Here is a 19,112-nt window from a genome sequence, read left to right on the forward strand (position 1 = left end):
TGCCAGACAGCGCCAACCGACCGATGTTGCCCAGGAAGGAATCCCCGGCTTATGCTCCGTAAAATTTCTCAAACACAAAAATCAGGATTACGCACATGAACGCCCGTGTTCAGCAACCTGTCCCGAACCACGCGCACGCCGCCTCCTATTACGCCGCCAGCAGCCTGCCGCAACCGGACCATCCGCTGCTGCAGGGTGAGTTGCGGGCGGATGTCTGCGTTGTCGGCGGCGGGTTCTCCGGGTTGAACACGGCGATCGAACTGGCCGAACGCGGCATGAGCGTGGTGCTGGTGGAGGCGCACCGGATCGGCTGGGGAGCCAGCGGGCGCAACGGCGGTCAATTGATTCGTGGCGTCGGTCATGGCCTCGACCAGTTCGCGCCGATCATCGGAACCGACGGCGTGCGCCAGATGAAACTCATGGGTCTTGAGGCCGTGGAAATCGTCCGACAGCGCGTCGAGCGTTTTCAAATACCCTGCGACCTTACCTGGGGCTACTGCGACCTCGCTAACAAACCCAGCGACCTGGAAGGTTTCGCCGAAGACGCCGAAGAATTGCGCAGCCTGGGTTATCGCCACCCGATCCGACTGTTGCAAGCCGACGAAATGCACAGCGTCGTGGGTTCGGATCGCTACGTCGGCGGCTTGATCGACATGGGCTCGGGCCATTTGCATCCATTGAACCTGGCCCTGGGCGAAGCCGCCGCGGCGCAGCAATTGGGGGTCCGGCTGTTCGAACAATCGGCGGTCACGCGCATCGACTACGGCCCTGAAGTGAACGTGCACACCCAGCAGGGCTCGGTCCGTGCCAAGACGCTGGTGCTGGGCTGCAATGCCTACCTCAATGGACTCAATCCGCAACTCGGCGGCAAAGTCCTGCCGGCCGGCAGCTACATCATCGCCACCGAACCCTTGAGCCAGGCCCAGGCCCAGGCGCTGCTGCCGCAGAACATGGCCGTCTGCGATCAACGGGTAGCACTGGATTACTACCGGCTTTCGGCGGATCGCCGCTTGCTGTTCGGCGGGGCTTGTCACTATTCCGGCCGCGACCCGCAGGACATTGGCGCCTACATGCGTCCGAAAATGCTCAAGGTGTTCCCGCAACTGGCGGATGTGAAAATCGATTATCAATGGGGCGGGATGATTGGCATTGGTGCCAACCGTTTGCCGCAGATCGGCCGGCTCAAGGATCAACCCAATGTGTATTACGCCCAGGCCTATTCCGGCCATGGCGTAAATGCCACGCACCTGGCCGGGAAACTGTTGGCCGAAGCCATCAGCGGCCAGCAGAGCGGGGGTTTCGATCTGTTCGCCCAGGTCCCGCACATGACCTTCCCGGGAGGCAAGCATTTGCGCTCGCCGCTGTTGGCGCTGGGGATGTTGTGGCATCGGTTGAAAGAGTTGGTTTAGTCCTGGATCCGTGGCGAGGGAGCTTGCTCCCGCTCGGTTGCGCAGCAACCGCAAAAAGAAGGTCTGCTACGCAGCCCAGCGGGAGCAAGCTCCCTCGCCACCGGGTTCCTATTGCTTCAAAGCCGCCAGAACGGTTTGAGTCCCTCCTCCCGCGCCTGCTCCCGACTCAGCCCGACGTCACGCAACTGTTCGGGTGTAAGTTCCAACAAGGCCTTGCGTGTATGCAGACGATGCCAGAACAGGGCCCAGCGGCTCAGGCCGGACGGCGCATTGCGCAATGTCGCGCTGCGCAGCCCCTTCTCCTGCCCTGCCGCCAGTTCCTGACTGTGTAACGTCAGCCGCACATCGCTCAAGCCGTTCATTTTGATCGCTCCTGTTTACTTGGGTAGCCAGAGGTTTCATGATGCGCGGACGGCCAAAAGCAATACAGATTCAACCCGTTTCTTTTATAAGCATACAGATTCGGTATTTCCGCCACTGAATCGTCATTTTTCAATCCAACTGTATCGGTTGCAGTTGTTCATCTCATCGGGAGCGCACCATGACCCTCTACGTGAACCTCGCCGAACTGCTCGGCACCCGCATCGAACAGGGCTTCTACCGCCCCGGCGACCGGCTGCCATCTGTGCGGGCATTGAGCACGGAACATGGGGTCAGCTTGAGTACGGTGCAGCAGGCCTATCGCGTGCTGGAGGACAGTGGGCTGGCGATGCCGAGACCCAAGTCCGGTTACTTCGTACCCGTGGGTCGCGAATTGCCGGACCTGCCGGTCGTAGGCCGTCCGGCCCAGCGCCCCGTGGATATTTCCCAGTGGGACCAGGTGCTGGAGCTGATACGCGCCGTACCGCGTCCGGATGTGGTGCAACTGGGACGCGGCATGCCGGACATCAACTCGCCGACCATGAAACCGCTGCTGCGCAGCCTGGCGCAGATCAGCCGCCGGCAAGACATGCCCGGCCTGTATTACGACAACATCTACGGCAACCTCGCGCTGCGTGAACAGATCGCCCGACTGTCGTTGGACTCCGGTTGCCAACTGGGCCCCAACGACCTGATCGTCACCACTGGCTGTCATGAAGCCCTGTCGGTCAGCATCCGCGCCACCTGCGAACAAGGCGATATCGTCGCAGTGGATTCACCCAGCTTTCACGGGGCCATGCAAACCCTCAAGGGCCTGGGCATGAAGGCCTTGGAAATCCCCACCGACCCGCTCACCGGCATCAGCCTGGATGCACTGGAGCTGGCCCTGGAGCAATGGCCCATCAAGGCCATACAGTTGACCCCCAGCTGCAACAACCCGCTGGGCTACATCATGCCCGACGCCAATAAACGTGCGCTGCTGAACCTGGCACAGCGCTTCGACGTGGCAATCATCGAAGATGATGTGTATGGGGAATTGGCCTACACATACCCCCGCCCACGCACCATCAAGTCCTTCGATGAAGACGGCCGCGTCCTGCTCTGCAGTTCGTTTTCCAAGACCCTGGCGCCTGGCCTGCGCATCGGCTGGGTCGCGCCAGGCCGGTATCTGGAGCGGGTGCTGCACATGAAATACATCAGCACCGGTTCTACCGCGCCACAGCCGCAGATCGCCATAGCCGAATTTCTCAAGGGCGGGCATTTCGAACCCCATTTGCGGCGGATGCGTACGCAATACCAGCGCAATCGCGACGTGATGATCGACTGGGTCAGCCGCTATTTTCCAACGGGCACCCGTGCCAGTCGCCCACGGGGCAGTTTCATGCTGTGGATCGAATTGCCCGACGGCTTCGACACGCTGAAACTCAATCGGGCGCTGTTGGACCAGGGCGTGCAGGTCGCCGTCGGCAGTATTTTTTCGGCATCGGGCAAGTACCGCAACTGCCTGCGGATGAACTACGCTGCCAAGCCAACGGCCCAGATCGAAGAGGCCGTGCGCAAGGTCGGAGCCGCCGCTATCGCGCTGTTGAACGAAACCCAGCGCGACGTCGTCTGAACTTTATCCAGGGAAGCAGCACCCAACAGCCGATCAACGTGAACAAGCGGAACGATCCTACGTGAGATCCAGACCGATCCTGCCTGCGCTACTGCTCGTCGCCTCGCTGCTGAGCGGCTGCGCCGGTCTTGATATCACCCGCGAGCCCTCCCAGGCCCTGCCGGCCACCGAATCCTCGTTCGGCCGCTCGGTCCAGGCCCAGGCCGCCGCCCATGAAGGACGCTCGGGCTTTCGGCTGCTGTCGGACAGCACCGAGGCCTTTACCGCCCGGGCCGAGCTGATTCGCCATGCCCAAGGCAGCCTGGATTTGCAGTACTACATCGTGCATGACGGCATCAGCACGCGGATGCTGGTGGATGAACTGCTCAAGGCCGCCGACCGGGGCGTGCGCGTGCGGATCCTGCTGGACGACACCACCAGCGATGGCCAGGATCAGATCATCGCCACCCTCGCCGCCCATCCGCAAATCCAGATCCGCCTGTTCAATCCGCTGCACCTGGGACGCGCCACCGGCGTGACTCGCAGCCTCGGACGCCTGTTCAACCTGTCGTTGCAACACCGCCGGATGCACAACAAGCTGTGGCTGGCGGACAACAGCATGGCCATCGTCGGCGGTCGCAACCTGGGCGATGAGTACTTCGACGCCGAACCCAACCTGAACTTCACCGATATCGACCTGCTCAGTGTCGGTCCGGTGGCCGAACAATTGGGCCACAGCTTCGACCAGTACTGGAACAGCGCCCTGAGCAAACCCATCGAACAGTTCCTGTCCCATCGCCCCACGCCCAAGGACCTGGCCAACAGCCGCCTGCGCCTGCAAGAGTCCCTGGAGCAGACCCACAAGGAAAACCACGCGCTCTACCAGCAGTTGACCGCCTACAAGACCCAACCGCGCCTGGACACCTGGCGAGACCAGTTGATCTGGGCCTGGAACCAGGCGCTGTGGGACGCGCCCAGCAAAGTGCTGGCCAAGGACGAACCGGACCCTCAGCTATTGCTGACTACCCAACTGGCTCCCGAGCTGACGGGCGTCAGCAAAGAACTGATCATGATTTCCGCCTACTTCGTCCCCGGCCAGCCAGGCTTGGTGTACTTGACCAGTCGCGCCGACGCCGGCGTGTCGGTGAGCCTGCTGACCAACTCCCTGGAAGCGACCGACGTGCCCGCCGTGCACGGCGGCTATGCACCGTACCGCAAGGCCCTGCTGCAACATGGCGTGCGCCTGTTCGAACTGCGACGACAGCCGGGCGATACCGGCGGCAGCCCGCACCTGTTCTACAGCAAATCCTACGGCGAATCGGATTCCAGCCTGCACAGCAAGGCGATCATCTTCGACCGGCAGAAATCCTTCATCGGCTCGTTCAATTTCGACCCGCGCTCAGTGCTGTGGAACACCGAAGTCGGCGTGCTGGTGGACAGCGCGGAGCTCGCCGGCCAGGTGCGTGAACTGGCCTTGCAAGGCATGGCACCGGCCTTGAGTTATCAGGCCAGGCTGGAAGATGGAACGCTTGTATGGACCACCGAAGACAACGGCCAGACCCACGACCTGGACCGCGAACCAGGCAGTTGGTGGCGCCGGTTCAATGCCTGGTTCGCCACGACCATCGGACTGGAACAGATGCTTTAGAGGCAGCCCGCTTTTGTGACAAGAGATTTGGGTGTTCTCAGGCCGTTTGGGTTGCCCCGAACGCCCCTTGGCGCAACAGCAGGATCACCAGCCCGAACGCCCCGGCCGCCATGAACAACGGCAGCGCATGTCCGCTGACCCATTGGCTGCCCGCCCCCGCCACCAGTGGGCCAATCAGGCAACCGAGCCCCCACAGCTGCGCGACATGGGCATTGGCCCGCACCAGCGCATCGTCGCGGTAACGCTCGCCGATCAGGATCAGCGACAACGTGAACAAACCGCCCGCGCTGGCGCCGAACAGCACCCACAACGGCCAGATCAACAGGGTATCGATCAACAGCGGAACCGCCAGGCTCGATAACATCAACGCCACCGCGCACCCCGTCAACAGGGCCCGGCGGGACACACGATCAGCCAGGGCGCCGATGGGCAACTGCAGCAAGGCATCACCAACCACCACGGTACTGACCATCGCCAGTGCAATGTCGGCCGTGAAACCCTGGCGCAGGCAATACACCGGCAACAACGTAAGGATCATCGCCTCGAACGCAGCGAACAACGAGACCGCCCAGGCAATCGCCGGCAAGCCACGGCAAAACGTCCATAAATCGCCGAACGTGACGCTGCCGGCCTCGCTGCTCGGCGCACCGCTACGGCCCAGCAACAGCAAGGGGGCGACCAACAGCAGGCCGACGCCCACCCAGAACCCGTAGTCATGATCGGTTCCCAGCGCGCCCAGCAACAACGGGCCGGACAACTGGCTCAGGGCGTAGCTGCTGCCGTACAGCGCCACCAACCGTCCACGCCATTTTTCAATGACCAGTTGGTTGATCCAGCTTTCACCCAGAATGAACACCAAGGTCAGGACCACGCCAATCATCAGGCGCAGCAGCAACCAGACCGGATAGCTGGGCAGCAGCGCCAGCAACCCGATGGACACCGCTCCGCCCCACAGGCACAGGCGCATCAACGCCGCCGTGCCGAACCGCGCCGCCAGCCGGCTCGACACCTTGGCCCCGAGCAACACCCCCACGGCCGGCATGGCCGCCATCACACCAATGGCGAACGAACCATACCCCCAGCCCTCCAGGCGCAGCGACACCAATGGCATGCTCACGCCCAAGGCCAGGCCGACGCTCAGGACAGACGCCAGCACGGCGAAATAGGTTGCCCAACGCATTTCCACACTCCTGTGGAGGGGTTATCAATCCCAACCATCACCCAAAACACTGTGGGAGCGGGCTCGCTCGCGATGGCGGCGTAACATTCAGCAACGTCGTCGACTGTCATGCCGCTTTCGCGAGCAAGCTCGCTCCCACAGGGGATTTGCGTTGGCCGCCAATCTCCCGCCCATCCTCGAACAATGTGGGAGCGAGCTTGCTCGCGATGGCGGCGTAACATTCAACAACGTCGTCGACTGTCGTACCGCTATCGCGAGCAAGCTCGCTCCCACAGGGGATTTGCGTTGGCCGCCAATCTCCCGCCCATCCTCGAACAATGTGGGAGCGAGCTTGCTCGCGATGGCGGCGTAACATTCAACAACGTCGTCGACTGTCGTACCGCTATCGCGAGCAAGCTCGCTCCCACATTGGGAATCAGCGCTGCATGACGCCCCGGACAGAGTCGGGGGCCATCACTGTCAGAGCTTGATCCAGGTCGACTTCAGCTCGGTGTATTTGTCGAACGCATGCAGCGACTTGTCGCGACCGTTGCCCGACTGCTTGAAGCCACCGAACGGTGCGGTCATGTCACCGCCGTCGTACTGGTTGACCCATACGCTGCCGGCACGCAGGGCCTTGGCGGTCAGGTGAGCCTTGGAGATGTCCTTGGTCCATACCGCTGCGGCCAAGCCATACGGCGTGTCGTTGGCGATCTCGATGGCCTGCTCGGCGGTGTCGAAGGCGATGACCGACAACACCGGGCCGAAGATCTCTTCCTGGGCGATTTTCATGGCGTTGCTCACACCGTCGAAAATCGTCGGCTCGACGTACGTGCCGCCGGTTTCCTCAAGGATGCGCTTGCCACCGGCCACCAGTTTGGCGCCGTCGCTATGGCCAGCCTCGATGTAGGACAGCACGGTGTTCATCTGCTGGGTATCGACCAGGGCGCCGACGTTGGTAGCCGGGTCCAGGGGATTGCCCGGCTTCCAGCCCTTGAGGGCTTCGATCACCAGCGGCAGGAAGGTGTCCTTGATGGAGCGCTCCACCAACAGCCGCGAGCCGGCGGTGCAGACTTCGCCCTGGTTGAAGGCGATGGCGCTGGCAGCGGATTCGGCGGCGGCTTGCAGGTCCGGGGCATCGGCGAACACGATGTTCGGGCTCTTGCCGCCAGCTTCCAGCCAGATGCGCTTCATGTTGGATTCGCCGGAATAGATCATCAGTTGCTTGGCGATCTTGGTGGAGCCGGTGAACACCAGCGTATCGACGTCCATATGCAGGGCCAGGGCCTTGCCGACGGTGTGGCCGTAGCCTGGCAACACGTTCAGCACGCCTTTCGGAATGCCGGCCTCGATCGCCAGCGCAGCGATACGGATGGCGGTCAGCGGGGATTTTTCCGACGGCTTGAGCACCACCGAGTTACCGGTGGACAGCGCCGGGCCGAGCTTCCAGCAGGCCATCATCAACGGGAAATTCCAGGGCACGATTGCCCCCACGACACCCACCGGCTCGCGGGTCACCAAGCCCAGTTGATCGTGCGGGGTGGCCGCCACTTCGTCGTAGAGCTTGTCGATGGCTTCACCGCTCCAGCTCAAGGCCTGGGCCGCGCCGGGCACGTCGATGTTCAGCGAATCACTGATCGGCTTGCCCATGTCCAGGGTTTCAAGCAGCGCCAGTTCTTCGGCATGCTGCTTGAGCAAGCCGGCGAAACGGATCATGGTGGTTTTGCGCTTGCTTGGCGCCAGGCGCGACCAGACGCCGGAGTTGAAGGTGGCGCGGGCATTTTCGACGGCACGCTGGGCGTCGGCCACGTCGCAGCTGGCGATCTTGCCCAGCAGGCGGCCATCGACAGGGCTGAGGCATTCGAACGTTTCGCCGGACACCGCATCGGTGTACTCACCGTTGATGAAGGCGCGGCCTTCGATCTTCAGGTCGCGGGCGCGTTGCTCCCAATCGGTACGAGTCAGGGTGGTCATGCGTGTGTCCTCCTCTTATTGAGTACGAACGCCGCGCAATGCGCAGCGCTCAAAAGAATTCTGCCCGGCCAGCGTGTTTTCGACGCTGTTTCGGCATAGGGCACCCGCCACCCTAAACCAGCGGCTGGTCATGTTTCAATATATTTGACACAACAGTGGCAAACGGCCTTGCGATGTTCGTTTTAATAAACATAGACTCGAGGCCTTCCAAGCGATCACTGGGGATCAACCGCATGAGCATTCAGGACATCGTCGACTTCAGCCAGACCAATACCACCGCCGAACGTTATCGCCCGGACCCGGCCAAGGTGTTCAAGGGCGATCCCGAGCAAACGGTGTTCAACCACTACAGCAGCCCCTGTGGGCAAATGAACGCGGGCGTATGGGAAGGCGCGGTCGGCCAATGGACCGTCAATTACACCGAGCATGAATACTGCGAGATCGTCCAGGGCGTTTCCGTGCTGCGGGACAACGATGGCAATGCCAAGACCCTGCGGGCCGGCGACCGCTTCGTGATTCCGGCCGGGTTCAAGGGCACCTGGGAAGTGCTGGAACCGTGCCGCAAGATCTATGTGGTGTTTGAGGGGGCCACAGCCAAACCGTAAAAGACAGTGACACTTAATCATTGGTCAATGGCCGCGGTGACGATTAAAACCTGTCGCAGGCACGCACAAATTATCGTCGCAGGGGACGCGCTGGATGCGCGACCAACTCGACCAGTGAGTGCCTTAACTTTTTAAATCTCAGCAAGGAAGCTAAAAATGCCTAATCAAAACGACACCGTTGTCGTGCCGATGCCCCACGATCAGTGCGATATCGCTATCGCCCAGTACACCATTGGCCAAAAATATACCCCCGAGCTGCGTGAAGAGGTTCGCGCCCTGGCTAACGGGGCCCAGGTTCGCCCCGCAGGCCCAAGGCACCCTATAACCTACGATCTGAGCCCGCGACGCATCAATCTTGTAACTGATGCCGACGGGATTATCGTCGGCATTAAATGCGGTTGATCCACAAACCCCAAACGCAACAAAAAAGGCCCGTATCTCGCGATACGGGCCTTTTTCGTAAGAGGGAAAAATCAATTACTTGATTTTGCCTTCCTTGTAGATCACGTGCTTGCGAACAACCGGATCATATTTCTTGATCTCGATTTTGTCCGGGGTAGTACGCTTGTTCTTGTCGGTAGTGTAGAAGTGACCAGTACCGGCGCTCGAGATCAAACGAATCAATTCACGCATGATTAGCTCCCTTAAACCTTGCCATCGCGACGAAGTTCGGCCAGCACGACACTGATGCCACGCTTGTCGATGATACGCATGCCCTTGGCAGATACGCGCAGACGCACAAAACGTTTCTCTTCTTCAACCCAGAAGCGGTGATGCTGCAGGTTCGGCAGGAAACGACGACGGGTTTTGTTGTTTGCGTGGGAAATGTTATTCCCAGTCACCGGACCCTTACCGGTAACTTGACAGACTCTCGACATGCCTCAGCCCTCTAAAACCACATGCCCAACCCGGCATGGGTTGGCCGCTTAATCTCTCAGTCATTTGGCGCCAGGCGCCGCGTTTCTTTAAGGGTCTTACCGGCTACACCTACAGTGAAGGAACCGGGCCCCTAGAAAAGAGCGCTGCTTTATACCAGAAAGACCACAGAGCAACAACAGTCGATGTGATTTGTCTTTCTGGAGAAACCTCGGCTCACCGCCCCGGACGGCTGGGGCAGAGGCTGGCACGGCCCCTGACCGCTCGTCGCTGCATACAGGTTTTTTTCACGTGCGCCAGGTTTCGGCCACCCATACCGTCGCCGCAGAGTGCCGGAAAATGCAAAAAGGGGATAGTCATTTGGCAGCGAGCCCACTAGGGTAGGCCTTTTCCAGACTGCACTCGCAGATGGGCCTTCGACTTGCACAGGAAACCGACCATGCGCCTCGCTGCCCTACCGTTGTTGCTCGCCCCTCTGCTGATCACCCCGCCGGCCTGGGCCGCCGCCCTGAGCGTCTGTACCGAAGCCAGCCCGGAAGGGTTCGATGTCGTCCAGTACAACTCCCTGACCACCACCAACGCCTCCGCCGACGTGCTGATGAACCGCTTGGTGGATTTCGATACCGCCAGCGGCAAAGTGGTCCCCAGCCTGGCCGAGCGCTGGGAAGTCTCTACCGATGGCCTGACCTACGTGTTCAAGCTGCGGCCACAGATCAAATTCCATCACACCGATTACTTCACGCCGCGCCGCGACCTGACCGCCGAGGACGTGAAGTTCAGCTTCGAGCGCATGCTCGACCCGGCGAACCCATGGCACAAGGTTGCGCAAAGCGGCTTTCCCCACGCCCAGTCCATGCAGTTGCCGGCGCTGATCAAGAAAATCGACGCCCTGGACCCGCTGACCGTGCGTTTCACCCTCGATCACGCCGACTCGACCTTCCTGGCAACGTTGAGCATGGGCTTTGCCTCCATCTATTCGGCCGAATACGCCGATCAACTGATGCAGGCCGGCACGCCGGAAAAACTCAACAACCAGCCGATCGGCACCGGCCCGTTCATCTTCAGCCGGTTCCAGAAGGACGCCTCGATCCGCTACAAGGCCAACGACGCCTATTTCGGTGGCAAGCCCAAAGTGGACCCGCTGGTCTTCGCCATCACGCCGGATGCCAATGTGCGCCTGCAGAAACTGCGCCGCAACGAATGCCAGATCGCCCTGTCGCCCAAGCCGCTGGACGTGCAGGCCGCCCGCCAGGAATCGACCTTGAGCGTGGCCCAGACCGAGGCCTTCATGACCGCGTTCGTGGCGATCAACAGCCAGCATCCACCACTGGACAAGCCAGAGGTGCGACAAGCCATCAATCTGGCCTTCGACAAAGCCAGCTACCTCAAGACCGTCTTCGAAGGCACCGCCGAAGCCGCCAACGGCCCCTACCCGCCCAACACCTGGAGCTACGCCAAAAGCCTGCCCGGCTACGCCCACGACCCGGCGAAGGCCCGCGATCTGCTGGCCAAGGCCGGCTTGAAGGAAGGCTTCCAGACCACCATCTGGACCCGCCCTTCCGGCAGCCTGCTCAACCCCAACCCCAGCGTTGGCGCACAGCTACTGCAATCCGACCTGGCGCAGATCGGCATCCAGGCGGAAATCCGCGTGATCGAATGGGGCGAACTGATCCGCCGCGCCAAGGCCGGCGAACATGACCTGCTGTTCATGGGCTGGGCCGGCGACAACGGCGACCCGGACAACTTCCTCACACCGCAGTTTTCCTGCGCGGCGCTCAAGTCCGGCACCAACTTCGCCCGCTACTGCAACCCGGACCTGGACAAACTGATCAGCGCCGGCAAAACCACCAGCGAACAAGGCGTGCGTGCCAAGCTCTACGAGCAGGCGCAGGCCCAGATCCAGCAGCAGGCGCTGTGGCTACCCCTGGCGCACCCCACCGCCTTCGCACTGACCCGCAAGGATGTGCAGGGTTATGCGGTGAGTCCGTTTGGGCGGCAGGATTACTCCAAGGTCAGCCTCAAGTAACCCCGGCCACAGCAAACCCTGTGGGAGCGAGCTTGCTCGCGATGGCGGCGAGTCAGATAACATCGATGTTGACTGACCAACCGCTATCGCGAGCAAGCTCGCTCCCACAAAAGGCCTCGTATCGTCAGATCGCGCCTACATCCACCCATACTCCGCCATCGACAGCGGCTCCCCATCGCCAACAATGAAATGGTCGAGCACCCGCACGTCGATCAGCTCCAGGGCCTCCTGGAGCCGCTCGGTGAGCACCCGGTCGGCCTGGCTGGGCTCGGTGTTGCCGGAGGGATGGTTGTGGCACAGGATCAACGCAGCGGCGTTGTGGGCCAGCGCGCGCTTGACCACCTGCCGGGGATGGACACTGGCGCTGTCGATAGAACCGCGGAACAGCGCCTCGAAGGTCAGTACCTGATGCTTGGAGTTGAGAAACAGGCAACCGAACACCTCGTGGGGTTCATGACGCAACATCGACTTCAGGTATTCACGAACCGCGAACGGGCTTTCCAGCATGGTCTTTTCCCGCGCCCGCTCAGCCAAATGCCGCCGACTCATTTCCTGAGCCGCCTGCAGTTGGGCGAACTTCGCCGGCCCGAGCCCCACGTGATTACTGAATGTGATCTGATCCGCTTCAAGCAGCGCGCGCAGGCTGCCAAATTGAATCAACAGTTGTCGCGCCAGATCCACCGCGCTTTTGCCGGACACGCCGGTGCGTAAAAAAATCGCCAGCAGCTCGGCGTCCGAAAGACTCCCCGCCCCCAGCGCCAGTAACCTCTCCCGCGGCCGCTCGGCCGCAGGCCAATCGCGAATACTCATGGCATCTCCCTGATTGTGGGCGCCGCTGTTCCGTAGCGGTCGCTGTGATATCGTAGCCCATCTTTTTTGCAGGCGATTTGCACCCTGGCAACTGCTGCCAAGGGGTTCGCCTTGCACTGACCACTGAAATCGAAAGGCAGGCCTATGCAGCGGCTGTATCGGAAACGCATCGTTCTGGGCGTCGGCGGCGGCATTGCCGCCTACAAGAGCGCCGAGCTGGTTCGCCGACTCATCGACCAGGGCGCGGAAGTACGGGTCGTCATGACCCGTGGCGGCAGCGAGTTCATTACCCCGCTGACCATGCAAGCCCTGTCCGGACACCCGGTCCACCTGGACTTGCTCGACCCGGCGGCCGAAGCCGCCATGGGCCATATCGAACTGGCCAAGTGGGCCGACCTGGTGCTGATCGCCCCGGCCACGGCTGACCTGATCGCCCGCCTGGCCCAAGGCATTGCCGACGACCTGTTGACCACCCTGGTGCTCGCCACCGACGCCGTGGTCGCCGTCGCACCCGCCATGAACCAGGCCATGTGGCGCGACCCGGCCACCCAGGCCAACCTGCAATTGCTGGAAAGCCGCGCCCTGAAAGTCTTCGGCCCAGCCTCCGGCAGCCAGGCCTGCGGCGATGTCGGCATGGGGCGCATGCTCGAAGCCACGGACTTGGCCCAGTGCGCCGCCGACTGCTTCCAGCGTCAGGCCCTGACAGGCAAGCACGTGCTGATCACCGCCGGGCCGACCCAGGAAAACATCGACCCGGTGCGCTACATCACCAACCACAGCTCCGGGAAAATGGGTTTCGCCCTGGCCGAAGCGGCAGTGGAGGCTGGCGCCCGGGTGACGCTGATCACCGGCCCCGTGCACCTGCCGACCCCGGATCGGGTCACCCGCATCGACGTGGTTAGCGCCCGGGACATGCTCGCGGCCTGCGAAGCCGCCATCCCCTGCGACCTATTCATCGCCTCGGCGGCGGTAGCGGACTACCGCCCCGAAGTCGTTGCCCCGCAAAAATTGAAGAAAGACCCTACAAGCGGTGACGGCCTGCTACTGCAAATGGTGCGCAACCCCGACATCCTGGCCAGCATCGCCACCCGCCCCGACCGTCCGTTCAGTGTCGGCTTCGCCGCCGAGACCGAACACCTGCTCGATTACGCCGCGCGCAAACTCAAGGACAAGAATCTGGACTTGATCGTCGCCAACGACGTCGCCAATCCGAGCATCGGCTTCAACAGCGAAGAAAACGCCTGCAGCGTGATCGACCGCCAGTTGCACGCCACGCTTTTCGCCCAGACCAGCAAGAGCAAGATTGCCCGTCAGCTGATCACTTTTATCGCCGAACGTCTGAACCAGGTTTAATGTCATGCACGCCCTACAAGCCAAGATCCTCGACCCACGCATCGGTAGCGAATTCCCGCTGCCGCAATACGCCACACCGGGCTCCGCCGGCCTCGACCTGCGGGCGATGCTCAAGCAGGACACGATTCTGGAACCAGGCCAGACCCTGCTGATTCCTACCGGTCTGTCGGTGTATATCGGCGACCCGGGACTGGCCGCGCTGATCCTGCCGCGCTCGGGCTTGGGCCACAAGCACGGCATCGTGCTGGGCAACCTGGTGGGCCTGATCGATTCCGACTACCAGGGCGAATTGATGGTGTCGTGCTGGAACCGCGGCCAAACGGCTTTCAACATTGCCGTGGGCGAGCGCATCGCTCAGTTGGTACTGGTGCCGGTGGTCCAGGCCCACTTCGAACTGGTCGAGGAATTCGACGAGAGCCAGCGCGGCGCCGGTGGTTTCGGGCATTCCGGTAGCCATTGACCGTGGGGTTCCAGGCCGGGCGTCCTGCCCGGCCCGTTTATTAAGCTTCTGTTTCAGGACAAAAAATGCGCAATGGCTTTCTGCTAGGTTTCCCATCCGGAATCAATGTATTAGGCGAGGAAGACCGGGGTAACGCTGTCTCATGGCAATTTCCCACCACGAACTCTCTGTCAAAAACGCCGTCATACCCTTCAGCTTGAGCCTGCCGACGCCCAGTGTCGGCCTGTCCAGTCACTTTCCTGATAGAGCGCCCCGCCCATGAACACCCCAGCCGCAATCGCCCCGATCTTCCCTGATAGCATCTTCCGCGCCTACGACATCCGTGGTGTGGTACCGGAAACCCTCACCGCCGAAACCGCCTACTGGATCGGTCGCGCCATTGGCTCCCAAAGCCTGGCCCAGGGTGAACCGAACGTGTGCGTCGGTCGCGACGGCCGCTTGTCGGGCCCCGAGCTGGTCGAACAATTGATCAAAGGCGTTGCCGACAGCGGCTGCCACGTCAGTGACGTGGGCCTGGTGCCAACGCCCGCGCTGTACTACGCCGCCAACGTGCTGGCCGGCAAGTCCGGGGTCATGCTCACCGGCAGCCACAACCCGTCGAACTACAACGGCTTCAAGATCGTCATCGCTGGCGACACCCTCGCCAACGAGCAGATCCAGGCCCTGCACACCCGCCTCAAGACCAACGACCTGAGCAGCGGCCAGGGCAGCGTGACCAAGGTTGACATCCTCGAGCGCTACAACGACGAGATCGTCAAGGACGTGAAGCTCGCCCGACGCCTGAAAGTGGTGGTCGACTGCGGCAACGGCGCGGCCGGCGTGATCGCTCCGCAACTGATCGAAGCCCTGAACTGCGAAGTCATCTCACTGTTCTGCGACGTGGACGGCAACTTCCCCAACCACCACCCGGACCCGGGCAAACTGGAAAACCTGCAAGACCTGATCGCCAAGGTAAAGGAAACCAACGCCGACCTGGGCCTGGCCTTCGACGGCGACGGCGACCGCGTGGGCGTGGTAACCAATACCGGCAGCGTGGTATTCCCGGACCGCCTGTTGATGCTGTTCGCTCGTGACGTGGTGGCGCGCAATCCGAATGCCGAAATCATCTTCGACGTTAAGTGCACCCGTCGCCTGGTCCCGCTGATCAAGGAATATGGCGGTCGCCCGCTGATGTGGAAAACCGGTCATTCGTTGATCAAGAAGAAAATGAAACAGAGCGGCGCCCTGCTGGCCGGTGAAATGAGTGGCCACATCTTCTTCAAGGAGCGCTGGTTCGGTTTCGACGACGGTATCTACAGCGCCGCGCGCCTGCTGGAGATCCTCAGCAAGGAAAAATCCACGGCCGAAGAACTGTTCGCAACCTTCCCGAACGATATTTCTACGCCGGAAATCAATATCCATGTGACCGAAGAGAGCAAATTCAGCATCATTGATGCACTGCACGACGCCCAGTGGGGCGAAGGCGCCGAACTGACCACCATCGACGGTGTACGGGTCGACTACCCACAAGGCTGGGGCCTGGTCCGCGCGTCCAATACCACGCCGGTGCTGGTGCTGCGTTTCGAGGCCGACAACGAGGCCGAACTGCAGCGCATCAAGGACGTGTTCCACACCCAACTCAAACGTGTTGCACCTGATCTCCAACTACCGTTTTGATTTTTTGAAGCACTACCGGAGCCCTGAATGACCCTCGAACGCGAAGCCGCCGCCAACACCGCCAAGGTCCTGTCCGAAGCGTTGCCTTATATCCGACGCTACGTCGGCAAGACCCTGGTGATCAAATACGGCGGCAACGCGATGGAAAGCGAGGAGCTGAAAACCGGCTTCGCCCGCGACATCGTGCTGATGAAGGCCGTGGGCATCAACCCGGTGGTGGTCCACGGCGGCGGCCCGCAAATCGGCGATCTGCTCAAGCGCCTGTCGATCGAGAGTCACTTCATCGATGGTATGCGCGTGACTGACGCGCAGACCATGGATGTGGTGGAAATGGTCCTCGGCGGCCAGGTCAACAAGGACATCGTCAACCTGATCAACCGCCATGGCGGCAGCGCCATTGGCCTGACGGGCAAGGACGCCGAGCTGATCCGGGCGAAGAAACTCACCGTCACCCGTCAGACGCCGGAGATGACCCAGCCGGAAATCATCGACATTGGTCACGTGGGCGAAGTGGTCGGCATCAACACCGACCTGCTGAACCTGCTGGTCAAGGGCGACTTCATCCCGGTGATCGCGCCCATCGGCGTGGGCGCCAACGGCGAGTCGTACAACATCAACGCCGACTTGGTGGCCGGCAAGGTGGCCGAAGCACTGAAAGCTGAAAAGCTGATGCTGCTGACCAACATCGCCGGCCTGATGGACAAGACCGGCAAGGTCCTGACCGGGTTGTCGACCCAGCAGGTCGACGACCTGATCGCCGATGGCACCATCTACGGCGGCATGCTGCCGAAGATTCGTTGCGCGCTGGAAGCGGTACAGGGCGGCGTCGGCAGCTCGCTGATCATCGACGGCCGGGTACCGAACGCGATTCTGCTGGAGATCTTCACCGATACGGGTGTGGGTACGTTGATCAGTAATCGCAAGCGTCCTTAAGCGATACCGGTAAAAAAAGACCCCGCTCAACTTGGTTGAGCGGGGTCTTTTTTTGTCTGACGACTGTGGGAGCGAGCTTGCTCGCGATAGCGGTGGGTCAGTCAATAGAATGCTGAATGATAAGCCGCTATCGCGAGCAAGCTCGCTCCCACAAGGCTTGGCGCAAGCCTTTTAGACACCAAACTGCGCGCGATAAGCCTCAACCGCCGGCAAATGCTGCTTGAGCTGCGGGTCGTCGGCCAAAAACTCCAGCACCTGGTTCAGCGACACGATGCTGATCACCGGAATGCCAAAGTCGCGCTCCACTTCCTGGATCGCCGACAACTCACCGTTGCCGCGCTCCTGACGGTTCAGGGCGATCAGCACGCCGGCTGCCTTGGCGCCTTCCTGGGAAGCGATGATCTGCATCACTTCGCGAATGGCGGTGCCGGCGGTGATCACGTCGTCGATGATCAATACATCGCCGGTCAGCGGCGCGCCGACCAGGCTGCCGCCTTCGCCGTGGGCCTTGGCTTCCTTGCGGTTGAAGCACCAGGGCAGGTCGCGGTCGTGGTGCTCGGCCAAGGCGACCGCAGTGGTGGCGGCCAGCGGGATGCCTTTGTAGGCCGGGCCGAACAGCACGTCGAACGGAATGCCGCTCTCGACGATGGCTGCCGCGTAGAACCGCCCCAACTGCGCCAGGGCGGTTCCGCTGTTGAACAGGCCCGCATTGAAGAAGTACGGGCTGGTGCGACCGGACTTGAGGGTGAACTCACCGAAGCGCAAAACGCCGCGATCGATGGCAAAACGAATGAAATCGCGCTGATACGCCTGCATGAAAAAAGCCCCAAATACCACGGATTTAGCTAAATAGGTACACGCCGTGTATCATACACGCACGTGATTTTTGGGGCCATTTATGCGGATCATCAGTGTGAACGTCAATGGTATTCAGGCTGCAGTGGAGCGTGGTTTGCTCAGTTGGCTGCAAGCACAGAATGCCGACGTCATCTGCCTGCAGGACACCCGCGCCTCCGCCTTTGAACTGGACGATGCAGCCTTCCAACTGGATGGTTACTTCCTTTATGCCTGCGATGCCGAAGTCCCCGCCCAGGGTGGCGTGGCTTTGTACTCGCGGCTGCAACCGAAGGCTGTCATCAACGGTCTCGGTTTCGAGACGGCGGACCGCTACGGGCGCTACCTGCAAGCCGATTTCGACAAGGTCAGCATCGCGACCTTACTGCTCCCTTCGGGGCAGAACGGCGATGAAGATTTGAATCAGAAATTCAAGTTAATGGACGACTTCGCCCGTTATCTGGATAAACAGCGACGCAAACGTCGCGAGTACATTTATTGTGGCTCGCTGTACGTGGCGCAACAGAAGCTGGATATCAAGAACTGGCGCGACAGCCAACAATCCCCAGGTTTCCTGGCGCCGGAACGGGCCTGGATGGACGAGATCATTGGCAACATGGGTTATGTCGATGCCCTGCGCGAAGTCAGCCGTGAGGGCGATCAGTACAGTTGGTGGCCAGACAATGAACAGGCCGAGATGCTCAACCTCGGCTGGCGTTTTGATTATCAGCTACTGACGCCCGGCCTGCGCCGCTTCGTACGCAGCGCCCGCCTGCCGCGCCAGCCACGGTTCTCGCAGCATGCGCCGTTGATCGTGGATTACGACTGGACGCTGACGATCTGAGTGTCGTTTCGCAGCCACAAAAAAACCGACAGAGATGTCGGTTTTTTTGTGGCCACTGAAAATCAACTGTGGGAGCGAGCTTGCTCGCGATGGCGGTGAATCAGTCAACATCAATGCCGAATGACACATCGCCATCGCGAGCAAGCTCGCTCCCACAGGGAAAGGCGCTAGCTGATCGTTATTTGACCAACCGCCAGGTAAATGGATACCGATACGGCTGCCCTTCATTCGCCTTCACGCCGCCAATGATGGTCAGCACCAGTGCACCAATGGCCACCAGGCCGAACAGGAAGAAGCCAATCACCACGATCATCAGCAGCAGACAGATGGCCGAAGCAATCGCCACGGTGATCTGGAAGTTCAGCGCTTCCTTGCCCTGGGCATCGATGAACGGGTCGGATTCACGCTTGAGCTGCCAAAGCACCAACGGCCCGATCAGCGTGCCAAACGGAATCCAGATCCCCAACAAGGCGGACAGGTGACAAAACATCGCCCATTGACGCGCCTCTTTGCTCGGCTGGGGCAGCAGGATTTGCTCATCACTCATGACGCTCTCCTTGTTGTCTTGAAG

The 19,112-nt window shown here is 61.2% G+C and carries 18 protein-coding genes and 1 pseudogene; 11 read left to right on the forward strand and 8 right to left on the reverse strand.

Features of this window, described 5'->3' with window-relative positions; all coding sequences use genetic code 11:
* Positions 1–95 precede the first annotated feature (95 nt).
* On the forward strand, positions 96–1,409 hold the full coding sequence (locus AB7M32_RS03630) for an NAD(P)/FAD-dependent oxidoreductase (protein WP_454249103.1): 1,314 nt from the start codon (positions 96–98) through the stop codon (positions 1,407–1,409).
* 116 nt (positions 1,410–1,525) lie between these two features.
* Here AB7M32_RS03630 and AB7M32_RS03635 read toward each other — a convergent pair whose 3' ends face one another.
* Positions 1,526–1,771, reverse strand: coding sequence for a DUF1127 domain-containing protein (locus tag AB7M32_RS03635; RefSeq protein WP_053126531.1), 246 nt, complete (start codon positions 1,769–1,771; stop codon positions 1,526–1,528).
* Positions 1,772–1,950: 179 nt separating this feature from the next.
* Here AB7M32_RS03635 and AB7M32_RS03640 point away from each other — a divergent pair, with 179 nt between their 5' ends.
* Complete coding sequence (locus AB7M32_RS03640; protein ID WP_072406068.1) at positions 1,951–3,384, forward strand: aminotransferase-like domain-containing protein; 1,434 nt, start codon at positions 1,951–1,953, stop codon at positions 3,382–3,384.
* A gap of 61 nt (positions 3,385–3,445) precedes the next feature.
* Entirely contained in the window at positions 3,446–5,011 is a 1,566-nt protein-coding gene (locus AB7M32_RS03645; RefSeq protein ID WP_454249104.1) for a phospholipase D family protein, read from the forward strand.
* 37 nt (positions 5,012–5,048) lie between these two features.
* Here AB7M32_RS03645 and AB7M32_RS03650 read toward each other — a convergent pair whose 3' ends face one another.
* The gene (locus AB7M32_RS03650) at positions 5,049–6,191 is read right to left on the reverse strand and encodes an MFS transporter (protein ID WP_072406072.1); all 1,143 of its coding nucleotides are present in this window, start codon (positions 6,189–6,191) and stop codon (positions 5,049–5,051) included.
* A 459-nt stretch (positions 6,192–6,650) separates the two neighbouring features.
* Positions 6,651–8,144: an aldehyde dehydrogenase gene (locus AB7M32_RS03655; protein ID WP_072406074.1), complete on the reverse strand. Its 1,494-nt coding sequence runs from the start codon at positions 8,142–8,144 to the stop codon at positions 6,651–6,653.
* A gap of 233 nt (positions 8,145–8,377) precedes the next feature.
* Between AB7M32_RS03655 and AB7M32_RS03660 the strand changes: the two genes are divergently transcribed.
* Positions 8,378–8,749: a cupin domain-containing protein gene (locus AB7M32_RS03660; protein WP_454249105.1), complete on the forward strand. Its 372-nt coding sequence runs from the start codon at positions 8,378–8,380 to the stop codon at positions 8,747–8,749.
* 156 nt (positions 8,750–8,905) lie between these two features.
* Positions 8,906–9,151 (forward strand): I78 family peptidase inhibitor, encoded by a 246-nt coding sequence (locus AB7M32_RS03665; RefSeq protein ID WP_454249106.1) that lies wholly within the window; start codon positions 8,906–8,908, stop codon positions 9,149–9,151.
* 75 nt (positions 9,152–9,226) lie between these two features.
* Here AB7M32_RS03665 and rpmG read toward each other — a convergent pair whose 3' ends face one another.
* The gene (gene rpmG / locus AB7M32_RS03670) at positions 9,227–9,382 is read right to left on the reverse strand and encodes a 50S ribosomal protein L33 (RefSeq protein WP_003177274.1); all 156 of its coding nucleotides are present in this window, start codon (positions 9,380–9,382) and stop codon (positions 9,227–9,229) included.
* 11 nt (positions 9,383–9,393) lie between these two features.
* On the reverse strand, positions 9,394–9,627 hold the full coding sequence (gene rpmB / locus AB7M32_RS03675; protein WP_003177273.1) for a 50S ribosomal protein L28: 234 nt from the start codon (positions 9,625–9,627) through the stop codon (positions 9,394–9,396).
* 437 nt (positions 9,628–10,064) lie between these two features.
* On the opposite strand from rpmB, the gene AB7M32_RS03680 reads away from it, so the two are divergent.
* Positions 10,065–11,651 carry an ABC transporter substrate-binding protein gene (locus AB7M32_RS03680; RefSeq protein WP_454249107.1) on the forward strand — a complete coding sequence of 529 codons (1,587 nt, stop codon included), beginning with the start codon at positions 10,065–10,067 and terminating at the stop codon, positions 11,649–11,651.
* 135 nt (positions 11,652–11,786) lie between these two features.
* Here AB7M32_RS03680 and radC read toward each other — a convergent pair whose 3' ends face one another.
* Positions 11,787–12,461, reverse strand: coding sequence for a RadC family protein (radC, locus tag AB7M32_RS03685; protein WP_454249108.1), 675 nt, complete (start codon positions 12,459–12,461; stop codon positions 11,787–11,789).
* A 144-nt stretch (positions 12,462–12,605) separates the two neighbouring features.
* Between radC and coaBC the strand changes: the two genes are divergently transcribed.
* From coaBC to argB, 4 genes and pseudogenes are all read left to right on the forward strand, one after another.
* A complete protein-coding gene (coaBC, locus tag AB7M32_RS03690; RefSeq protein WP_003206865.1) occupies positions 12,606–13,814 on the forward strand; it encodes a bifunctional phosphopantothenoylcysteine decarboxylase/phosphopantothenate--cysteine ligase CoaBC in 1,209 nt (402 codons plus the stop codon).
* 4 nt (positions 13,815–13,818) lie between these two features.
* Complete coding sequence (gene dut, locus AB7M32_RS03695) at positions 13,819–14,274, forward strand: dUTP diphosphatase (protein WP_053126549.1); 456 nt, start codon at positions 13,819–13,821, stop codon at positions 14,272–14,274.
* 252 nt (positions 14,275–14,526) lie between these two features.
* A pseudogene (locus AB7M32_RS03700) lies at positions 14,527–15,930 on the forward strand (phosphomannomutase/phosphoglucomutase); the annotation flags it as partial.
* Positions 15,931–15,957: 27 nt separating this feature from the next.
* Positions 15,958–16,863: an acetylglutamate kinase gene (argB, locus tag AB7M32_RS03705; protein ID WP_025216133.1), complete on the forward strand. Its 906-nt coding sequence runs from the start codon at positions 15,958–15,960 to the stop codon at positions 16,861–16,863.
* 171 nt (positions 16,864–17,034) lie between these two features.
* Here the strand turns inward: argB and pyrE are convergent, their stop codons facing one another.
* Positions 17,035–17,679: an orotate phosphoribosyltransferase gene (gene pyrE, locus AB7M32_RS03710; RefSeq protein ID WP_072406083.1), complete on the reverse strand. Its 645-nt coding sequence runs from the start codon at positions 17,677–17,679 to the stop codon at positions 17,035–17,037.
* Between the two features lie 82 nt (positions 17,680–17,761).
* Between pyrE and AB7M32_RS03715 the strand changes: the two genes are divergently transcribed.
* Positions 17,762–18,541 (forward strand): exodeoxyribonuclease III, encoded by a 780-nt coding sequence (locus AB7M32_RS03715; RefSeq protein ID WP_013694557.1) that lies wholly within the window; start codon positions 17,762–17,764, stop codon positions 18,539–18,541.
* Positions 18,542–18,719: 178 nt separating this feature from the next.
* Here AB7M32_RS03715 and AB7M32_RS03720 read toward each other — a convergent pair whose 3' ends face one another.
* A complete protein-coding gene (locus AB7M32_RS03720) occupies positions 18,720–19,088 on the reverse strand; it encodes a DUF4870 domain-containing protein (protein WP_060740057.1) in 369 nt (122 codons plus the stop codon).
* Positions 19,089–19,112: the final 24 nt, after the last annotated feature.

Source organism: Pseudomonas sp. R151218B TE3479 (assembly GCF_053629195.1).

Excerpts from the sequence above, each read along its gene's own strand:
- AB7M32_RS03630 (WP_454249103.1), top strand. The coding sequence starts at position 96 with ATGAACGCCCGTGTTCAGCAACCTGTCCCGAACCACGCGCACGCCGCC.
- AB7M32_RS03635 (WP_053126531.1), bottom strand. The coding sequence starts at position 1,771 with ATGAACGGCTTGAGCGATGTGCGGCTGACGTTACACAGTCAGGAACTG.
- AB7M32_RS03640 (WP_072406068.1), top strand. The coding sequence starts at position 1,951 with ATGACCCTCTACGTGAACCTCGCCGAACTGCTCGGCACCCGCATCGAA.
- AB7M32_RS03650 (WP_072406072.1), bottom strand. The coding sequence starts at position 6,191 with ATGCGTTGGGCAACCTATTTCGCCGTGCTGGCGTCTGTCCTGAGCGTC.
- AB7M32_RS03655 (WP_072406074.1), bottom strand. The coding sequence starts at position 8,144 with ATGACCACCCTGACTCGTACCGATTGGGAGCAACGCGCCCGCGACCTG.
- AB7M32_RS03660 (WP_454249105.1), top strand. The coding sequence starts at position 8,378 with ATGAGCATTCAGGACATCGTCGACTTCAGCCAGACCAATACCACCGCC.
- AB7M32_RS03665 (WP_454249106.1), top strand. The coding sequence starts at position 8,906 with ATGCCTAATCAAAACGACACCGTTGTCGTGCCGATGCCCCACGATCAG.
- rpmG (WP_003177274.1), bottom strand. The coding sequence starts at position 9,382 with ATGCGTGAATTGATTCGTTTGATCTCGAGCGCCGGTACTGGTCACTTC.
- rpmB (WP_003177273.1), bottom strand. The coding sequence starts at position 9,627 with ATGTCGAGAGTCTGTCAAGTTACCGGTAAGGGTCCGGTGACTGGGAAT.
- AB7M32_RS03680 (WP_454249107.1), top strand. The coding sequence starts at position 10,065 with ATGCGCCTCGCTGCCCTACCGTTGTTGCTCGCCCCTCTGCTGATCACC.
- radC (WP_454249108.1), bottom strand. The coding sequence starts at position 12,461 with ATGAGTATTCGCGATTGGCCTGCGGCCGAGCGGCCGCGGGAGAGGTTA.
- coaBC (WP_003206865.1), top strand. The coding sequence starts at position 12,606 with ATGCAGCGGCTGTATCGGAAACGCATCGTTCTGGGCGTCGGCGGCGGC.
- dut (WP_053126549.1), top strand. The coding sequence starts at position 13,819 with ATGCACGCCCTACAAGCCAAGATCCTCGACCCACGCATCGGTAGCGAA.
- argB (WP_025216133.1), top strand. The coding sequence starts at position 15,958 with ATGACCCTCGAACGCGAAGCCGCCGCCAACACCGCCAAGGTCCTGTCC.
- pyrE (WP_072406083.1), bottom strand. The coding sequence starts at position 17,679 with ATGCAGGCGTATCAGCGCGATTTCATTCGTTTTGCCATCGATCGCGGC.
- AB7M32_RS03715 (WP_013694557.1), top strand. The coding sequence starts at position 17,762 with ATGCGGATCATCAGTGTGAACGTCAATGGTATTCAGGCTGCAGTGGAG.
- AB7M32_RS03720 (WP_060740057.1), bottom strand. The coding sequence starts at position 19,088 with ATGAGTGATGAGCAAATCCTGCTGCCCCAGCCGAGCAAAGAGGCGCGT.